Here is a 17,189-nt window from a genome sequence, read left to right as displayed (position 1 = left end):
GTACTTAGTGGGAGTTCTGCCATGCGATATCGCGTCACAACTAATTCGTATGAATTCAGTCCTTCGGAAGTCGCCATAGTGACGGGAGTCTCAACAGCTCTTCAACGCGACTGGCGGCGGCGAGGGTTGATCACCAACAAGCAATCAAACGGGTGGAACAAGTATACACTTGAAGAAGTGATTCAAATGGCGGTGATGCGCGCGTTTACTCAAAGTGGAATTACGACTGAAACAGCGAAATCTGTGGCTTCGCAAGCAGTGTTGCCCGTACTTTCGGAGTTATCTCGCTGGGATGATGTTGCGGTTTTTTCCGGAGATAGCTTGGATTCTGATCAAATGGATCGAATTCGCGCAGGAGCTGTTCGGGGAGTATCTGGCGAAGATCAGTTTACGTTCTTGGCATTGCCAGACCAGGGCGACGAAGTTGGCGCGGCGAGATTGCGAAACCTAGCAGATGGCGAGCAAGTCTTGAATGCGAGTGGGAACTTTTATGGCATCGTGCTCGATCATAGTGCCTTGGCCCACAAAATCGCCCATCTAGCAAACTTGCCTCTCATCCGATTTGAAGTCGAAGTTCTGGGTGGCGAGGACAAGTAGATGTCAGCCGGTTTCACAGTCAGCGTTGCCGAAGCTGCAAAAGAACTTGGTGCGCCCAAGGCAACTTTGGAGCGAGTCGCCGCCGATCTGGGTTTGTTGATCATGTTTGGGAACCGTAAACGGATCGACCCAAACGACTATCAGGAGATTATCGACGCATGCCGCAGCAAGCCAAAGGCCCCCGCCTCTATCTCCGCAAGGACACAGGAATCTGGCTTATCCGCGACACGGGGCGCGGGGAAATCTCAACAGGCACTCGAAACCGCGCAGAAGCTGAAAAAGCTCTCGGGCAATACATTGCAGAGCGGGACCGCCCCCGTGGTCCAGCTACGCCAGAAGAACTGACGGTGGCTGATGTGCTTACTCTCTATGCTACAGAACACGCACCTAATGTTACGGATCCTGCACGGATCGGGTTTGCGATTGAGCCACTAGTCGCCTTCTGGGGAGACTTGCCCGTTTCTTCGATCCGAAAGGAAACATGTCGGGCATATGGGCGTCAGCGTCGCAAAGTGACCAAGCGCGACCCGAAAACAAAAGCAATTTTGGAAACCTCTCCACTCGCTGATGGTACGATCCGAAAAGAACTCGGCACGCTTGCAGCAGCCGTGAACTATTGTGCGGAAGAAGGATATCTGATCAATCCGCCGAAGGTCCATCTACCAGCGAAACCTGAACCAAAAGATCGTTGGCTGACGCGCTCAGAAGCTGCGCAGCTCATTTGGGCGGCATGGCGGAATGACGACGCCAAGCACCTGGCACGCTTCATCCTTGTTGGTCTCTACACGGGGACACGAAAGACGGCCATTCTACGCTTGCGCTTTCTGCCCAGCACGTCAGGCGGCCATGTCGATACCAGCACCGGGATGATGCATAGGCGCGGCCAAGGTCAGACTGAAACTAAAAAGCGCCAACCACCTATCCGCATTGCACCCCGCCTGTTGGGGCATATCCGCCGCTGGGAAGAGAACGACCCTCGCTGGGTGGTGTCTTTCAAAGGGCAAGGTGTAGGTAGCATCAAAACAGCTTGGGCCACTGCTGTCAGGGATGCAGGCCTAGAAGAAACAGGTGTTACACCGCACGTCCTGCGTCACACCGCAATCACTTGGGCGATGCAGGCTGGGGCAGATATCTATGAAGCCGCAGGATATTTCGGTGTGAGCATTGAAACCATGTTTAAGGTCTATGCTCATCACCACCCTGATCACCAATCCGACGCAATCGCGGCTGTTGGGCGCGGAGGGCGCAAACTGTGATGCATCATCGTTTCGAGCAAACCCAAGCCCCTAAAGAGCGAACAAAACTTGGGGCAAACCATGATCAGGAGGTGAACAAATGACCTTGCGTTGTCTTCGGGAGGCAGGGGTCGGAGGTTCGAATCCTCTCACTCCGACCAATAAAACAAGGCGCCCAAGGGCGCCTTTGTTGTTTTCTGCGGATCGGCCGCAACGATATCCGCAACGTTTCATTCGCTAGATGTGCTCAGTTCGTTCGCAACCGGCATCCACCAATTACCGCAGTTTTTTTTCAGATATTCCAGTCCATAATCTCCGTTGCGTTCTTCAGCGCATCTGGGCTGTACGACCTATAGACGTTTTCCAGGGTCTCGCGCGAGGTCGCAAAATAGGCCGTGGCGTCCTCCAGCGTCATGCCGCGCATGAACGCCCAGGTAACCGCTGTGTGCTTCAGGGTGTGCGGTGTCACGTCCTTAAGACCGGCTCGCTGGACGGCAGCACGGAATGCCTTGTCGATCCGATCTATCGGCACGCCCTTGAACGACACCACGTGGCTCCCCTCCTGCGTCCAGGTCTTCATCTCTGCGTGGAGCGTGCCAGGCATCTTGATCATTCCCTTGCGCTTCTTGGTCTCGGCCTCGGCCTTGCCAAGGAAATGGATCACCCCACTGTCGAGCTCGACCCAGCCGCTATCAAGGGAGGGCATCCACTTCAGCCGTGTGATCGCGGTCTTCCGACGCCCGGTGTATAGCGCTATCTTGATGAATCGCTGGACGTGAGAAGCAGAGGCCTCCAGCAAGCGCTGGACCTCCTCCTCGGTCAGCCAGCGGTCATTGGCGACTCCCTTCTCAGGCAGGGTAACAATCGGTGCATGGCTGATCCTGCGCGACGCCAAGGCGTATTTGACGGCGGCGTTCAGGGTGTTCATCTCGCGCCGGACGGTCCATGCGGCGCACCGTCTCCAAGCCGTGTAGCCGCGACACCTGTCGATGTCGATCTGGGACACCTTGAGGTCGCTCCAGTAGGGCGACAGTGCCTGTATCGTGTAGAGCAGACGTTCCCTGTCGCGGACCACCTTTACCTTGGCCTCGCCGTAATGCACCAAGATTTCGCCGACGGTGATCTCGTTCGGGTCGCGGACGCGATCATCTTGCCGCTTTTTGCTGGCGATGTAATTGCTCAGGACTTCTTCCGCTGCCTCATGAAATCCATCACCAAAGCCTGTCCGGATCTGCTGTCCTCCGTCGAGGATGACCCATGCGCCATCGTCTTTGCGTTGGAAGAGCCGGGCCGGTTTGCGTTTACGTGGCATGTCGTTGTGAACCTCTTCAATTCCTCGCGGGTCATGTAGTATCGCTTGCCGAGGCGAACCGCATTGATCTCGCCCTGGTGGATCATGGTCCGAACCGTTCTGGGGGTGATCGTGCGATGTAAGGCGGCCGCGAATTCCTCGATTGTAAGGAGCGCTTCGTCACTACTCATTACGTGACCACCCGGAGGGTTGTATCCATAACCCAAATGTCAGGGTGGTGTTCAGCCATCGAAGTTTTGGACTCGGGTGCCGAATTCCTGATCTGCGTGCGCATTGCCGGGAGGCTCCTTTTTCGTGTGATCAAGAAGTCTATAGCAAGCACAACGTCGGATGCGCGTTGTAGATCGGAGAAAAATCATAAGCTATTAATATATTTCGAAAGAAAATTTTGGATGGTGCCGCGCCCCACCATTTTCGATAGTGATTTCGATAACCCAGGGACTAACTACAAGTTCAGGCTGCCGCTCCCTAGCGTGCTTCCCGCTCCGACTTCTGCGCCCAACTAAAACAAGGCTGCGTAACTAAGATGATCCTTTGGCTGAAGTGCCCGTCCACACTGCCTTGACTACGCGGCTACTGATCATCATCAACGATAGCTGTCCTGTTTTCTGCACACTCTTAGAGAACAAGTTCGATCCAGCGGTTGCCGGTAGTCGAAGCTCTCCTTTTTTAACCGAGCGCGGAGTAGATATGTCCACGCGATGTTGGCCGTCACGATTAACAAATCGGCACGGAAGGTCGGGCCGACTGAGTTGAAGAGGTGAACAGTAGCGATCATTACCTCATTATTATCAATTCAAGTAGAAGCGTATTCTTAGAACGCGGCAGAGAACCGTTTTGTAAGACAGATCACCCGCCACCGGATGTTCACTTCGGCATGTCACAAAGTTCAAGGTAAAAAAATTTCGCAAAAAGACGTAAGTCGACAGCCGCAGCGCTATAAGTAAGTCGGGCAATAAATAGATCGCCCGCAAAAATTTCACTGCGAAAGGAATCCTATATGGACGCCTCACCCAACCGCCTTGGCGGAACAAAATATGTTGGCAAACTGACTGCTCCCAACATCGACCTCAAGAAGGATATCTCTGGAGAAAATCACGATTTCATCGACAAGGGCACAGTGTTTTTCTTGCTGAAGACGATGGCCGATGAGCTTAATGGCGACAAGGATGCTCCGGAGCTTGTCAGCTGCCTTCTGGGTATGACCAATGAATTGCTCCAGATGCTTGAACACCAGGAGTTAACTCATATAACGCCCACCAACATCGACGGAACAGGATCGGTTACCGAAACCCCGTTGTTTCCGCCGCAGATTCCGCCTTTGCCCCCGCTTACCGCACTGCGCCAGCTTTCTCGTGAAGATCAGGCTCGCTTTCTCGATAAGCGTGCCAGTGATCTCATGCGCGAAATCGAAGGTCTGCGTTTAGGTTACTATGAGGCACCGGATTACCGGCAGAGCTATCGGATGATCGAGCAGGCTCGTCGCCGATTTCGCAAGTTGCGCGACACCGCCATGAAGCTGGGTCACTGGACTGATGGACGCTGGAACGCAGGTTCAGAAGAAACCTACCTCGTCTGATCTGGCGCTAGCCACCTCCCACCCAACTCAAGCACAAAGACAAGACCGGGATTTCGACCGCAAGGTCGGTCCCGGCCCGAAGGAGATGTGTTAAATGATCAAACCTGCACACGACATCCGGCTGACCAAACTCAACCGCGTTCTGAACCTGATCCCTACGAGGTATCGCGCACGCGAAGCTGAGCTGATGCCGAATAAATGGCCGGAATATCGTTTTCTGACCCCCATGGATGCCACGAAACAGTTCCATCGTGCCTATATCGAAGCATACAAAGATTACTATCGTGAGAATATGGGAACAGCCGTGTGGTGCCGGACGGGAGTCTTGAGATCGATGAGATATTGGATGCGGACCAGCTCCTTGCCGGTAGGAACGTCACTCGTTCCCACTACAACGAAGAAATCCGCAGGGCCTTGGGACGCACCAGCGACCTGCCTGAGATTGGCGACCGCCTTGTGTGTCAGCACAATGACCATGGCCTTGGTATCGTCAATGGAGGCATGTTCACTGTCGTCTCAGAACCGAAGAATTCCCGGTTTTCGGGGACTTTGTCGTTGGAACTGAAATCGTGCGACTTCCCGGACCATGAAAACTACCGCGTACGGGTGCATCCGGAGTATTTTACTGACGACGAAGGGAGATTGGCGGACAAGGAACGAAAAAATTCTCAGCAGTTTAAATATGGCTACGCGTTGACGGTTCATAAAGCCCAAGGCAGCCAGTGGGGCCACGTGATTATAGAGGACGAAAGTCACATCTTCGACAAATATGCGAGGAATTGGCTCTATACCGCTGTTACACGGGCTTCTGAATGCGTGACCTTGGTTACACTCCTCTAGAAGCATTTCCACATTGAAGGCATCATTGGGCAGGCACTTTCTGCCCAATGAAGATGTTCCCTGACGCTATATCAATGGGAGCATTGAACCTCAAAGTCTTGTGGCAGCCAGAATGCATCCTATTCGTGTCCAGAGGCGACTTCTAGGACTTCGCCTTGACCAGACAAGGCTTGCTCAGATGTTTCCTGAAATAACGTTTCAGAAATCTGACGGAAGATTGCCAGAAGCAGAATGACAGCTTACGATCAGGGCAGCATATGGGCCGTTCGATACACGTCAGAGTTTGACAGAAACCGGACTTTCGTTGCGGTGCGAGCGCGTTATCGGCAACACGCGAAAGCAGACATTCGCTGCGCTTAGTGCCAATGACCGCATTGCGGACTTAGCTGCCGTTAACTTTTAGCGGTCAAATGTCCGCTTCCCTCGGTGTTCTAGTGGTCTCTGTCGCACAAGCCGTGGTCGGCCAACGATGCTAATACGTAGCAGTCTTCGGAAACGCCTTTACCATTGCAGCCCTTCGATATCCGGTTGAGTTCCTTTTCAAGTGTTCGGAGGCGTTTGATCTTGGTGCGGACCTCTTCAAGTTGAGATGTTGCGATATCCGTCGCAGCCTCGCACGACCGGTCGGGGTGCTCCTGCAATTCGATCAGCGAAGAAATTGCTTCAATTGAAAACCCAAGATCACGCGCATGGCGGATGAAGCTCAGCCGCTCTAACCCAGCTTGGTCGTATCGTCTTTGGTTGCCTGACGTGCGCTCTGCCTCGGGCAGTAGTCCCATTTCCTCGTAATACCGGATGGTCGGAACTTTGACCTTTGTGCGCTTAGAAAGCTCGCCAATGGAAAACATGAAGAAACCTCTTGAACCTCTAGTCGCTAGAGACATTACATCATGAACAACCAAAGATGAAAGAGGATTCCCATGGCTGGTTGCTGCGGACATGACGCCAAGTTTGACGGTGTTTCAGATGACTACAAAAGACGGCTTTGGATCGTGATCGCGCTCAACGCGACGATGCTCTTTGTCGAGATGACAGCGGGTCATTTGGCCAAATCCCAAGCGCTGCAGGCAGACGCACTCGACTTCGCAGGCGATGCGCTCACCTACGGCATTTCGCTTGCTGTTATCGGGGCCTCTCTCCGCGCAAGAACGAATGCAGCACTGTTCAAAGGCATCAGCCTTCTGATGATGGGCCTTTGGGTGTTCGGATCGACTGTCTATCGCGTCTTCTTTGTGGGCGTTCCAACTGCAGAGATAATGGGGGGCGTCGGCTTTCTCGCGTTGCTTACCAATCTAGCAAGCGTCTTGCTTTTGGTCCGCTACAAAGATGGTGATGCCAATGTTCGGTCGGTTTGGCTGTGTTCGCGCAATGACGCGATTGGGAACGTGGCAGTGATGTTTGCAGCACTTGGTGTCTGGGGCACGTCAACAGGTTGGCCTGATCTTGTCGTGGCAACCGTCATGGCCGGGCTCTTTCTGTCGTCTGCCTTCCAAATTGTGCGCCAAGCCTTGGCTGAGCGCCGGGAAATGACCGACCATAAGCACGCGGAAGCATGATGCTGCCGACCAAGCGCAAAAACAGACCTTCGCCATAGCGCGGCTTCTTGGGGGGTATAGGCTCGAAGTAGTTATTCGTGAAATGACTGCTCAGCGGACAAAGCTGACATAGTCTTTTTCCTGTTGAATTGCTGCTACGGTAACTGAAGAAGAGCTCCAAATCAGCCGTCAACTGTTGTGTTGTGCACGCGTTCATCCTATGTGCAAATAATCTGAAATGGAGATTTCATGTCCCGGTAAGGAAGGGAGGCAGCGCGCCTCCCGGAGCACATTCAACATCTGAAGAAACACCGTCACATTATGGCCGACGGTGAGTCTTGATGTGCAAACTTTTTTCTCACCAACAGCGCCCAGATCAGACTTGGGCCAGAGACATGAAAGTGACACCCTATGATAAGGGATTACTCAGACTTCCTTCCGCTTCGCGCACGCAACGCCGGAAGACACTCCGACTTCAACCCTCTTCAGGCATTGGGATGGCAACCGTTTTTCGCCCAGCAGATCAGCGTAGAAGATTTGTCGGTGACACCGCCCGTTCGAATTGTCGAAGTGCATCGCAATGGCCTGCACGCCCTCGGTGACGGCATCGATACGATACTTCCTCCCAGAGCCGATGTAACTGTAGGGGACTGGCTGATGCTGGATCCTTTGCGCCCGCGATCCAGTCGGGTTCTAGAGCGCACGAGCCTCATCAAACGGCGTGCGCCCGGAACCGACCGGCAGGAACAACTGATCGCGGCGAACATTGATACCGCCTTTATCGTCACGTCCTGCAATCAGGATTTCAAAGTGGCCCGGCTGGAACGCTATGCAGCTCTCACTTTTGAGGCAGGGATCACGCCTGTCATCGTCGTCACAAAGACCGACCTCCTGACGGACTCGCAAAGCTACATCGACACGGCCCGCACGGTGTCGGACATGATCGATGTGGTCGCACTTGACGCCCGCGGAGACGCGCCCCGGACAAAACTGACTTCTTGGTGCAGGCCCGGCAAGACGGTGGCGTTTCTCGGCTCATCTGGCGTTGGGAAATCGACGTTAGCCAATGCATTGCTCCAGAGCCAATCCATCGAGACCCAATCTATTCGCGAGGACGACGCCAAGGGGCGGCATACGACAACGCGGCGCGAGCTCCATGCAATGCCCAATGGATGTCTGATACTGGACACCCCGGGTATGCGGGAATTGCAGCTCACCGATGCAGCTGACGGCATTGATGATCTCTTTGCCGACATTCAGGAGTTGGCCGTGCGGTGTCGATTCAGGGACTGCCAGCACGAATCCGAGCCGGGATGCGCTGTTCTGAAGGCTATCGATGAGGGTGCTCTTGATGGCGGTCGTCTTAGCAGATGGCGCAAGCTCATGGCCGAAGACGCCTTCAATTCCGCGAGTCTTGCGGAACGAAGGTCGCGCGACAAGGCGTTCGGGAAGATGGTCCGCGGTGTCAAAAAGCTCAAAGATGTCAGGAAGTAAGACGATGACACAGTCGAAAGCAGGTCAATTCGTATGGCATGACCTTTTCACATCGGACAGGGCGTGTTCGATGGCATTCTACCAGCACGTCGCCAACTGGACGTATGAAGTCGAGCGGGCATCGGATTTTGCATGGGGTGGCGGCGAGCAGGATTTCGTCCTTGCCCTTTCCGGTGACGAAGCGGGTGCGGGATTGATTGAGACGCCCCTGGAGCAGGAAAATGGCTGGATCTCTTACATCGAAGTTCCCGATGTGGACATAGCGATCAACCGCGTCGGTACACTCGGAGGTAAGATCGTTCGGGAGCCATTCGAGGTGCCGGGTGTCGGTCGCAATGCGCTCGTCCGCGATCCGCTCGGTGCTCTAGTGGGGATTTCTTTGTCTCGGCACACTTTCCCCGTACCGCAAAGGCAGTTCGGCCCTGAAGTGTATGTCAGCAACGGGAATGACTTTCCGCAAGCGTTCTACATCGAACTCTTCGGATGGCAGGTTTCTCCCCAGCGGGGCAAGGATTGCGTCACCCTCCTCGAGCCTCAGGGCCAACTTGTTGCAATCCAGCATGCCGCGACTTGGTCAACTGCCTCAAACGCATCTTGGGTTCCTTGCATCAAGGTTGCTTCAGTCTCCGATGCCTCCCGTGCTGCCGAAACCAAAGGGGCACGTCTGGCTTCTGTGAATGATAATGAAACCGTTCAAGCCGATAGCCCCATCCTGTGTGATCCAAACGGTGCGCCGTTTGCTCTCGGCGTTAAGCAGACAACGAATCTCTATTAGCTTGCCAAATTCTTCACAGGAATTGCAGAGCGGACATTTGCCCGCTCTGCAGCATCCGTGACTCAGGGCTCACTGCGGTCGTCCGCTGCAACTTGCTTGAGCGTCAACTTTGCGGACTTTCCGGACTTATGCAGTCGCTGCAATTGCTAGCGCAGCATTTGCTCGCAAGTGCGGCACGCACGCCGCTGCGCCGCAGCCGATTTCACCAGAGCGGTCATTCAAAGATGAGCGACTGGCTTGGAACCGCAGGAGCGATCCGTGCCGCCTTCGAAGCCCAACGAGTTCATTTCCTTGACGAAGATGACACAGCAAAAGGGGTTGGTGTGGATTTGGCTTCAAACATCAAAGATGGCTAGTGCGTGCCAGCGGAAGTCATCAAAGAAAGTCCTCGGGCATAAGCTTGCTGCTTTGGAGCAAGTGCTGAAGAGTGTAGGCGACTGAAAGCGCGTCATCCAGTGCATCATGGCCACGCAATGGGGGATGATCGATTTTGTAGTACGCAGCCAGAGTATTGCTCCGCGTCACTTTCAGATCCTCGTAGGGCATACCTGCCTTCAAAAGCAAATCGCAGGCGTTACCGAACTGAACTGCAGGGATTGGCGGCTTAATACCCTCCACGTAGCAGCTAATGGCCATCATGTTGAGTTCGTCTTTGCCCCAAGACCAAAGCTTCGCCCCGTCAGCGAAGTCCCTCATAGCATCCAGGGTGGTTGATAGTGATGCCCCCTTGGCGTCCAGTTTCTCTTCAGTGATGCCGGTCAGTTTGATGAATAGAGGATCAAGGGGAAAGCGTTGACCCGTTCTATCCATTGGAATGGTGTAGAACCGCGACGTATCTAGTATGCGACCGCAGTCATTTAAGCTGAGTTTCACAAGGCCCACCTGTGCAATCACTGGATCTGGATCATAAGGCCCACACCAAAACCTCGACGGAGAGCCCTCCGCAGTCAGGAACTCGCAGTCAAAGATAATGGCAGTAGTCAGTTTCTTGCTCCCTAGCCCCGCCAAACGTCGTAAAGTAAGGGTAATCTACTGTGCAAATAAGATGGGTTCCAAGGCACTTCACTCAACCCCGTACAGCCCCCTAGGGCAGTGCCAAGGTTACAGTAGACAACACAATTCGAGGGGCAGCAAGGATTCCCCCGCGAGGGGAAACGAGAGTTCGACGGTTGCCCCCTGCTACATGGGGTCTGCGCCAAACTGCAGATGAGTATTTGGATTACACTTATTGGCCCACAAGTCCGCGTACTCCCGCATCAACTCCCGCCTGTCTCCAAGCAATACCATGAGTTGACACGCAGCCCACATCGCCGCGTTGCAGTCAGCGTCTTCGCTTTCTAACTGAAATGCGTTCATTACAGCCGTGATAGGGGTTGATGGCTTGTGCATCGGCCTAAAGGTCCCTTCAAGTTACAAAAAAGGTAAAGCCTGACATGAAACCAACGGCAACCCATGAAGAGGAAGCTGCAAAGGTCAAAGTAAGGTCCAGCATCCGTTCATCCCTCAAATTTCATTGTGCATCCCGGTCATCAGCCTCTTCAGGCAAGCAATCGCATGACAATATGAGTGAATGCGGTTGAACACGCAGAAAACGGGCCGTTAACACTCGGTTAACTTTTCCAGATCCGCAACGAAGCCGATCCATTGTTAACGGTGCATGAACGAGACGTTTCCGATTGGTTAAGGTTAGTTCTGACAGTGTTTCCAAACGAACAACAGTACAGCTTTGACAGTCTGAATGGTGGTAACGATGAAGCGTGGTGCGTATGTTGAACTGAGCGACGACTACAAGAAATGGGCAGAGTGGACCCTACGCCCAAAGAAGCGCCAGGTTAAGCTGACAGACTATGTATCAGGTTTTGTTGTCGCGCTTTCGGCCTTTGTCGCTGGCGACTTCTATCAGTACTTGACGTTTTGAGTGCGCGGTACTTGAAGGCAACCATTATCGCCTTTAAGTTGAGTGTCATTCCTAAGCATTTTCGAAAGCCTTGACTACGGAGTGGTCGATGCGTTTTTCAAACCCATTCCTTATGCCGGTTTCCCGCATCTTTAAGTGGCATCGGTGGGATTACTTGACGCCAAACGATAGAGTCTGCAACAGGTGCGGGCTTGTTCAATACCGCGCAGGACAACAGTATCCTTGGATCGACAAGTAGGTGGCACCGACTAATTGCAGGATAAGGAGCCTTACTTCGAACACCGTTTCCGTAGTGGCATATCGCGACAGATTTCCTTGCAGTGATCGGCGAGGTGTGACTAGTGCGCCGCTTGTTCCATTTCCCTCGCCAGCGCCATAAGGCGCTGACGCTTGGCCCATAGACCATGGTTGCGGACATACGAGAAACTGACCAAGTTCCAAGAATGTCAGTACGGCTCACCAAACATTCAGATATCCCAAATTGGGTCGAACTCCGCATCCAACTCTGGGATGAAACTTCGCTGGATCAACACAAGAATGAGGCTGCGGCGATGCTTGCCAAAACTCCTATTGAATGCGCTGTCTTGTTGGATGTCGTCGAAGGTGTTGAAGTTCGTGCATTCTCCGAGGCAGCCCTGCGGCGCGACTACATGAACGGGTGCGAGACTACACCAATTGCATTCCTCGAGGGTACCCTCGTACGTCCCAAAGACCAGGGCTCCGGCGTTGGAAGGTATTTGCTGAGTGCAGTTTAGTCGTGGGTGCAAGCCGAAGGGAACTGCAACATTGAGCCCTGTTGCCCCGTTTACGATTTGCGTCCGAACGGCAGAAAACCGAGCGATGCTCTATCAGTGAAGAAGGTAGTTAGTTAAGAATATCAGCTATGGCACCTATCAGGTTCAACACCTCGTGCGTCTCTCGGTTCACCTGATAAACATAGTCTCCAGCACGCACATAGTAGCCGTTTCGCCGCAGCCCATATCGGCTGGGATTGTCGATACGCACATACCCATCGTAGATATAATCCCCAACCCGATATCGTTTTACGTGGCCTGGCGGTACACATGGAACCGCTTTCTTGGCCAATCCCGGTGGGCAATGTCCTGCTTTGGATTTCACGAGAACAGGCTTCATTGCCGTGTTTGAATCGGCAGCATGTTTAGGATTGTGAGAATGAGCGTTGGAACTCGCGCTCGATACCGGCGCGGTCTGAACGATGAATAACGCTGCCGCGATTCCCAAAGTCGTTTTCATCTTTTTTGCCTCCTTTGGCTCCATATCCTAGTTATGATCCTCGTCCGGATTTCACCAACCAATAGGCGGAGACTGGCTTGTCGCTAGTGGTTTCTTCTATGATGCGTTGGTTCGTTCGGCAGGACATTCTCAACTGACGAATTTCCAAACCGTCAAATTGGAACAGCGCATCAGAAAAGCCGCCCGGCCAGGCAGTTCATTTGTTCTTATTTCGTAAACAACATTAACCTAACGTGAACAGTGTATTCTCAGTGCGTTCAACCAAGCTTGGGCATAGTGACCTGGTTGGATCGGACGAAACCTAATTCGTTTGGTTGAATCAAGGGGAACAATATGGTCAAGCCTGCCTTTGTGACTGAAGACCGTAGCACTGCTGCTGCGCTGCGGACCTCTAGGAAATCTGTTGAAGAGCGTCTGCAAACCACGATGAATTCGAGCAATGGTCGCTTCCCTCCTATCGAAAATGCACTGACAGAGATCATAAAAAACAAACGGCTATCCGAGGCGCATAGCAACGTCTGAAGGCAAGTAAGCAGACCCCGAACAATTCTCGATATTCGTCCTAAAATAGGGAATTGTAATCTACATCCCGCCCCGGCTTGGGGCGGGATTACTTTTTGCTCAACACCACGATGTTCAGGAGCCAACGTTGATGGACCAACCAACTCGGGTCAGGCGCTTCGAATTCCCGAAAGCGCCTGACCCGTCTTTCACTGCATCCCACAGCGATCGCGTTCTTGTCGCGCTTTGGACTACAGGTCCAAATGCGATTTGACTTTCTCTTCAACTGCATCCGTGACGGGCTTGTTCGCCGCAGCTTCCAGGGCTTCTCGTTCAGCCAGGTTTTGTTCTTCGACGCGTTCTGTCAGATCTTCCACGTCTTCGACGGCATCATTGTAATCGATGGCCGCTTGTTTCTCGTCATTCAGTTCTTCGGCGGCATCAATGGAGCTATCCAGGTCGGCCTTTGCCTCTTCCAGCTCAGCTTCTATGTCCGGGTCCATGCCGCCAGCGTCTTCCAGTGCCTGTTCAAGCTCTTCAACTTTGTCCCGATTGTCCTGAACATCACGCAATGCGCCTTCCAGATCATTCTCGATCTCGGTTAAGGTCCGCTCCGGCGGCTCCAAACTTTCAAGTTCCTCCAGCGCTTCTGCCAGGTCCTCACGCAGCGGTTCCCCGGCTAGCACCGTATCCCGATAAGTGGCAATTTTACCAACTCGGGAATTCGGAGAGGCATTGGCCAGCGCAGTTGGGCTTGCGTTTGCTGCATTCAGCGCGCCCAGTTCAGATGGATGCGCTTCAAGTTCTTCCGCAATACGATTGCCCCTGGGGCGGGTAACTGGACGTATAGACTCTTCGACAGTCTTGGAACGGTGGGCCGTCTTGCTGTTTTGTGTTCGGGTTGTTGTGGTTTTATTCGAAGTGGACGACGATTTGCGCGCGTTCCCTTTGCCACTGAACAGGCCTTTCAGTGAAAATCCGCCACCTTTTCTTTGACCGGACTGAGCCGACTGAGACTTTGAAGTGCCATGCCCGGAATTCCCGGCCTTTGAACCACTGCGGTTCTTGTCGGCTCCTTTCCCGCGGCTACTGTTTCCGGCCGAGCTGCCATCTCCGCTGTCCCCTTTGGCACCGTTTCCATTACCGCCGCCATTTCCGCCGCCGTTGCCGCCACCTTTACCGCCGCCGTTGCCATTTCCACCACCATTTCCCTTACCTTCCTTGGCATAGGCAAAATCAGGAGTTGCGACAGTGGCAACTATGGCCGTTGAACCCAGCAAAGCAATCGCAATTGTGGAAGCTCTTATCAGTCCGCAAGTGGTTGTTTTCATGTCAATCTCCTCAGGTCTTGCGACAGCGGTTTGCTGAATCTGACGGTCGCGTTCTATCGGGTCGAAGCGAATTCGAATCGCCGCTCGTTACCAGCATTTGACTTGAGTGGGCTTGAACGCAGCGCTAACTGATTGTTCATCATCGGTTCACCTCCGGCCATGTAGTCTTGTTGGAAAGAGTGTGAGAGACCTATGCAGGCCAAAGTGTTTATGTTGGTTGCGGCTTTTTTGACCGCCATGTCCGCAGGACAAGCGGATGCAGACGCACGCGAACTCAAACAGGCTGAGCTGCGCAAGGCAACGTTATCTGGAAGCGCAATCCGGCTGAAGCGTGTCATAAAAGGCGTGGAAAAAACATTCGGTGGAACCCCGGTCGACGCACGTGCTTTTAAAACGGACGAGATATATTACCGTATTCTGGTCAAAAAGCCGGGCGGGAAGATCGTGAGTGTCATTGTAAACGCGAGGACTGGCACTGTCGTCTCGAACCGCTCAAGCGTGGGGCGCGAGATTTCCAAGGCGGCGCGCTCAAATTCCACCAATGCCAATAGCAACACCAGTCAGAACGCCTCTGCCAACCGTGGCAACAGCGGAAACCGTGGCAACGCGGGTGGTAACGGCGGTGGTAACGGTGGCGGCAACAGCGGTGGTAACGGTGGTGGCAATGCCGGTGGTAATGGCGGCGGCAACGGCGGTGGTAATGGCGGCGGCAACAGCGGCGGTAATGGTGGCGGCAACGGCGGCGGTAATGGTGGCGGCAACGGCGGCGGTAATGGTGGCGGCAAAAAATAGAGTGATGCTGAGCCCGAATTGGCTGTAACCTTCTGATATGCGAATCCTACTTGCTGAAGACGAACCCCAGCTATGCGAGCAAGTCAAAAAGCTTTTGGGTGCGGAAGGCCACGTCGTGGACGTGGCCAACAATGGTACGGATGCCCTGCATCTGGGGGCGACTGAGCCTTACGACATGATCATCCTAGACATCGGCCTGCCTGAGCGTGACGGTATATCGGTTTTACGTGAATGGCGCAGTGCTGGTGTCAAAACTCCGGTCTTGATCCTGACGGCCAGAGATGGCTGGAGCGAACGTGTCGACGGCCTGGATGCAGGTGCGGATGATTATATGACCAAGCCGTTTCACATGCCGGAATTGGCGGCACGGGTCCGCGCAATTTTGCGGCGACAAAGCGGCCAGTTGAACCCCGTGATAGAAATGGGGGATGTTTCACTGGATACACGAAACGGTCGGGTCAGTGTAGGAGGCATACCGGTCGATCTGACCGCGCAAGAAATCGCGGTTCTGACCTATCTGGCGCATAACATTGGCCGCATGGTGTCGCGCACAGAATTGTCCGAACACATCTACGAATATGATGGTGACAGGGATTCCAACACCATTGCCGTATTCGTTACGCGCCTTCGAAAGAAACTGGGTTCCGATCTGATCACCACGGTCAGAGGGCGCGGTTACATGATTGATACACCCTGATGCTATCGCTGCGCCAACGGGCCTTACTCGGAGGTATCGCCTCGGGTGCTTTGTCAGTAGGCGTCGGCACGCTGGTGGTATTTTCCTACATCAATACGCGCGTTCTTGATCAGTTCGACGGAGCGTTGCAGGACCGCCATACCCAGCTTGTCGTTGGTCTCAGCGTCGCGACGGATGACCCAGAAACCTTGCGCGAGTTGATCTTCGACCCGGCCTATAGCACGCCCTACTCGGGACGGTATTGGCAGGTAACGGACAGTAACGGGGCTATCTATACATCTGCCTCGCTTTTCGATGAAACGATCGCCGAACCACCGCGCGCAAGTGGCGAAACAATCATTTGGAACACCTCGGGTCCAGATGGTGAAGCCCTACGCAGCGCCTATCAAAAGATCACATTCGAAGACGGAACGGAGTGGGGTGTAACTGTCGCCGAAAGCAGAAGCGAGTTGATCAACGAACGCAGCGCCGCACAAAGAAACTTGTTACCGGTCTTCGGTTTGGTGGGTTTGATCGGAGTGGCCAGTTCTCTTTTGTTGATGTCCGCTATTGTCGGTCCCCTCAGAAAATTGCGCGCCGATGTAGCTCATCGTTGGGATCAGGGCGATGATCTGGTTCCTGAAGACTATCCGAGTGAGGTTTCCCCTCTTGTGGAGGATCTCAATCAATTGCTGCATCGAAATCGCGAAATTGTCTCCGGCTCAAGAAAGCAAGCTGCGGATTTGGCGCATGCCCTCAAAACACCGGCAACCATCCTACGAAACGAGCTGTCGGAGTTGTCAGATGCTGGCGTAGAAACAGAGCCTGCGGAAGAAGCCCTTGCCCGAATTGACGCGCAACTTGGCCGTTCACTCGCGCGTATGCGCGCAACAAACACCGGAGAGCTAACGCATTCGAGGACAGACTTGTCGAATTCGGTCGAACGACTGTCCCGACTGTTCTCGGTCATGGCAGAGCGCGACGGGAAGACGCTTGTTTCGGATTGCGAGGCTGGTCTTCACGTCCGCATGGACCCTCAGGATATTGAGGAAGTGATCGGAAACCTCCTCGACAACGCCCTCAAATGGAGCCGGACGACATTCCAAATCACCGCAAGGCGCACTGACAGCGGCATCGAAATATGCGTTGAAGATGACGGTCCCGGTATTCCGGAGGGTGCCCGAGACGAAGTCCTTCGTTCCGGCAGTCGCTTGGACACTTCTGTAAAGGGAACTGGTTTAGGCCTCTCTATTTGCGTGGATTTGTTGGCCGCCTACGGTGCGAAGTTACAACTCGGAACATCGAAACGTTTAGGTGGCTTGGTCTCCGAAGTGAAGATTAGCGCGTGAG

21 protein-coding genes and 1 pseudogene are annotated in these 17,189 nt (G+C 53.8%); 15 read left to right on the top strand and 7 right to left on the bottom strand.

What is annotated here, in order from left to right; genetic code table 11:
• Window positions 1-21: 21 nt before the first annotated feature.
• Genes ACR0J5_RS13595 through ACR0J5_RS13585 form a run of 3 tightly spaced genes read left to right on the top strand, consistent with a single transcriptional unit; the run spans window position 22 to window position 1,853 of the window.
• On the top strand, window positions 22-597 hold the full coding sequence (locus ACR0J5_RS13595) for a MerR family transcriptional regulator (protein WP_480654183.1): 576 nt from the start codon (window positions 22-24) through the stop codon (window positions 595-597).
• Window positions 598-942: a hypothetical protein gene (locus ACR0J5_RS13590; protein WP_480654182.1), complete on the top strand. Its 345-nt coding sequence runs from the start codon at window positions 598-600 to the stop codon at window positions 940-942.
• Between the two features lie 2 nt (window positions 943-944).
• The gene (locus ACR0J5_RS13585; RefSeq protein WP_480654180.1) at window positions 945-1,853 is read left to right on the top strand and encodes a site-specific integrase; all 909 of its coding nucleotides are present in this window, start codon (window positions 945-947) and stop codon (window positions 1,851-1,853) included.
• A 271-nt stretch (window positions 1,854-2,124) separates the two neighbouring features.
• Here ACR0J5_RS13585 and ACR0J5_RS13580 read toward each other — a convergent pair whose 3' ends face one another.
• The 3 genes and pseudogenes from ACR0J5_RS13580 to ACR0J5_RS13570 all read right to left on the bottom strand — a co-directional run bounded on the left by ACR0J5_RS13580 (window position 2,125) and on the right by ACR0J5_RS13570 (window position 3,922).
• Window positions 2,125-3,144: a tyrosine-type recombinase/integrase gene (locus ACR0J5_RS13580; protein WP_480654178.1), complete on the bottom strand. Its 1,020-nt coding sequence runs from the start codon at window positions 3,142-3,144 to the stop codon at window positions 2,125-2,127.
• A 14-nt stretch (window positions 3,145-3,158) separates the two neighbouring features.
• Window positions 3,159-3,314: pseudogene (locus tag ACR0J5_RS13575) on the bottom strand (helix-turn-helix domain-containing protein); the annotation flags it as partial.
• A gap of 416 nt (window positions 3,315-3,730) precedes the next feature.
• Window positions 3,731-3,922, bottom strand: coding sequence for a DUF3644 domain-containing protein (locus ACR0J5_RS13570; protein ID WP_480553203.1), 192 nt, complete (start codon window positions 3,920-3,922; stop codon window positions 3,731-3,733).
• 222 nt (window positions 3,923-4,144) lie between these two features.
• Here ACR0J5_RS13570 and ACR0J5_RS13565 point away from each other — a divergent pair, with 222 nt between their 5' ends.
• Complete coding sequence (locus ACR0J5_RS13565; RefSeq protein WP_170614100.1) at window positions 4,145-4,723, top strand: hypothetical protein; 579 nt, start codon at window positions 4,145-4,147, stop codon at window positions 4,721-4,723.
• A 306-nt stretch (window positions 4,724-5,029) separates the two neighbouring features.
• Entirely contained in the window at window positions 5,030-5,563 is a 534-nt protein-coding gene (locus ACR0J5_RS13560) for an ATP-binding domain-containing protein (protein ID WP_480654175.1), read from the top strand.
• 431 nt (window positions 5,564-5,994) lie between these two features.
• Here the strand turns inward: ACR0J5_RS13560 and ACR0J5_RS13555 are convergent, their stop codons facing one another.
• Complete coding sequence (locus tag ACR0J5_RS13555; RefSeq protein ID WP_170459097.1) at window positions 5,995-6,411, bottom strand: MerR family transcriptional regulator; 417 nt, start codon at window positions 6,409-6,411, stop codon at window positions 5,995-5,997.
• A 72-nt stretch (window positions 6,412-6,483) separates the two neighbouring features.
• On the opposite strand from ACR0J5_RS13555, the gene ACR0J5_RS13550 reads away from it, so the two are divergent.
• The 4 genes from ACR0J5_RS13550 (at window position 6,484) to ACR0J5_RS13535 (ending at window position 9,723) form a co-directional block, all read left to right on the top strand.
• On the top strand, window positions 6,484-7,119 hold the full coding sequence (locus tag ACR0J5_RS13550; protein WP_480654173.1) for a cation efflux transmembrane domain-containing protein: 636 nt from the start codon (window positions 6,484-6,486) through the stop codon (window positions 7,117-7,119).
• A 390-nt stretch (window positions 7,120-7,509) separates the two neighbouring features.
• Complete coding sequence (rsgA, locus tag ACR0J5_RS13545) at window positions 7,510-8,592, top strand: ribosome small subunit-dependent GTPase A (protein ID WP_171181864.1); 1,083 nt, start codon at window positions 7,510-7,512, stop codon at window positions 8,590-8,592.
• The gene (locus tag ACR0J5_RS13540) at window positions 8,579-9,367 is read left to right on the top strand and encodes a VOC family protein (protein ID WP_170556607.1); all 789 of its coding nucleotides are present in this window, start codon (window positions 8,579-8,581) and stop codon (window positions 9,365-9,367) included. Before rsgA ends, ACR0J5_RS13540 begins: the two co-directional genes overlap by 14 nt.
• Window positions 9,368-9,495: 128 nt before the next feature.
• On the top strand, window positions 9,496-9,723 hold the full coding sequence (locus tag ACR0J5_RS13535) for a hypothetical protein (RefSeq protein ID WP_480654170.1): 228 nt from the start codon (window positions 9,496-9,498) through the stop codon (window positions 9,721-9,723).
• A gap of 19 nt (window positions 9,724-9,742) precedes the next feature.
• On the opposite strand, the gene ACR0J5_RS13530 is transcribed toward ACR0J5_RS13535, so the two are convergent.
• Window positions 9,743-10,240 (bottom strand): 3'-5' exonuclease family protein, encoded by a 498-nt coding sequence (locus ACR0J5_RS13530; RefSeq protein ID WP_480654169.1) that lies wholly within the window; start codon window positions 10,238-10,240, stop codon window positions 9,743-9,745.
• A gap of 865 nt (window positions 10,241-11,105) precedes the next feature.
• Between ACR0J5_RS13530 and ACR0J5_RS13525 the strand changes: the two genes are divergently transcribed.
• Window positions 11,106-11,285: a hypothetical protein gene (locus ACR0J5_RS13525; RefSeq protein ID WP_480654167.1), complete on the top strand. Its 180-nt coding sequence runs from the start codon at window positions 11,106-11,108 to the stop codon at window positions 11,283-11,285.
• Between the two features lie 443 nt (window positions 11,286-11,728).
• Complete coding sequence (locus tag ACR0J5_RS13520; RefSeq protein ID WP_171091926.1) at window positions 11,729-12,040, top strand: hypothetical protein; 312 nt, start codon at window positions 11,729-11,731, stop codon at window positions 12,038-12,040.
• Window positions 12,041-12,149: 109 nt separating this feature from the next.
• Here the strand turns inward: ACR0J5_RS13520 and ACR0J5_RS13515 are convergent, their stop codons facing one another.
• Window positions 12,150-12,539 (bottom strand): hypothetical protein, encoded by a 390-nt coding sequence (locus ACR0J5_RS13515; RefSeq protein WP_171091928.1) that lies wholly within the window; start codon window positions 12,537-12,539, stop codon window positions 12,150-12,152.
• Window positions 12,540-12,872: 333 nt separating this feature from the next.
• Here ACR0J5_RS13515 and ACR0J5_RS13510 point away from each other — a divergent pair, with 333 nt between their 5' ends.
• Complete coding sequence (locus ACR0J5_RS13510) at window positions 12,873-13,061, top strand: hypothetical protein (RefSeq protein ID WP_171091929.1); 189 nt, start codon at window positions 12,873-12,875, stop codon at window positions 13,059-13,061.
• A gap of 230 nt (window positions 13,062-13,291) precedes the next feature.
• On the opposite strand, the gene ACR0J5_RS13505 is transcribed toward ACR0J5_RS13510, so the two are convergent.
• Window positions 13,292-14,371, bottom strand: coding sequence for a hypothetical protein (locus ACR0J5_RS13505; protein WP_480654164.1), 1,080 nt, complete (start codon window positions 14,369-14,371; stop codon window positions 13,292-13,294).
• Window positions 14,372-14,563: 192 nt separating this feature from the next.
• On the opposite strand from ACR0J5_RS13505, the gene ACR0J5_RS13500 reads away from it, so the two are divergent.
• The 3 genes from ACR0J5_RS13500 to ACR0J5_RS13490 are packed head-to-tail and all read left to right on the top strand — an operon-like array spanning window position 14,564 to window position 17,188.
• Window positions 14,564-15,163 carry a PepSY domain-containing protein gene (locus tag ACR0J5_RS13500; RefSeq protein ID WP_480654162.1) on the top strand — a complete coding sequence of 200 codons (600 nt, stop codon included), beginning with the start codon at window positions 14,564-14,566 and terminating at the stop codon, window positions 15,161-15,163.
• A gap of 37 nt (window positions 15,164-15,200) precedes the next feature.
• On the top strand, window positions 15,201-15,860 hold the full coding sequence (locus tag ACR0J5_RS13495) for a response regulator transcription factor (protein ID WP_480654160.1): 660 nt from the start codon (window positions 15,201-15,203) through the stop codon (window positions 15,858-15,860).
• Window positions 15,860-17,188: an ATP-binding protein gene (locus tag ACR0J5_RS13490; RefSeq protein WP_171644474.1), complete on the top strand. Its 1,329-nt coding sequence runs from the start codon at window positions 15,860-15,862 to the stop codon at window positions 17,186-17,188. The genes ACR0J5_RS13495 and ACR0J5_RS13490 overlap by 1 nt, the downstream gene beginning before the upstream one ends.
• The last annotated feature ends 1 nt before the right edge of the window (window position 17,189 follow it).

The sequence above is a fragment of the Ruegeria sp. BE1 genome (genome assembly GCF_056538885.1).
This window is presented reverse-complemented; position numbering and strand designations above follow the sequence as displayed.